1 pseudogene is annotated in these 661 nt (G+C 40.8%); it reads left to right on the top strand.

Features of this window, described 5'->3' with window-relative positions:
• Positions 1–18: 18 nt before the first annotated feature.
• Positions 19–661, top strand: a pseudogene (locus AC1DPZ_RS28565) (pectate lyase family protein); the annotation flags it as partial.

Raw genomic sequence — 661 nt, forward strand, 5'->3', positions numbered from 1 at the left:
GCACCTACCGCATCTACAATGCGGTTATTTGAAAATGGGGTTGAATTAAAACCACCGCATTCATTACACCAGGATATCCGCGATTATGGAAAAGGACGATTTAGTCATTGGGGTACTACTTTGATTTTTTCGGCATCTGATAATACAAACCCTGCAACCAACGGCAGAAAGTATACCTTCACGATGAACGGATCTRCCAGTACCTCGACAACTACAACTACAACGCCTACAACTACACCTACAACTACAACGCCTACTACAACTGTAGGTTCAGCAACTACAACAGGCATAACTTCAGCTTTAATGGGTTACGCAATGGTTGGCGGAACAACAACAGGAGGTGCAGGAGGTACAGCGGTTACTGTAACAACTTTATCTGAGTTAAAATCGGCAGTTGCGGGTACAACTCCAAAAATTGTTTACGTTAGTGGAACTATCAGTGGCTCGGGCGATGATCCGGTTTACGTTTCATCTAATAAATCAATCATTGGTAAACCAGGTGCAACTATTAAAGGCATATCACTTTACATGTTTACTGTAAACAATATCATTGTTCAGAACATTACTTTTAAAAATTATGTTACTGATGCAGCACTCATGATAAAGTTTTCAACTACACACGTTTGGGTTGACCACTGTGATTTCTCAAACGATCGTAGTC

This window comes from Mucilaginibacter sp. P4_G9 (assembly GCF_056400985.1).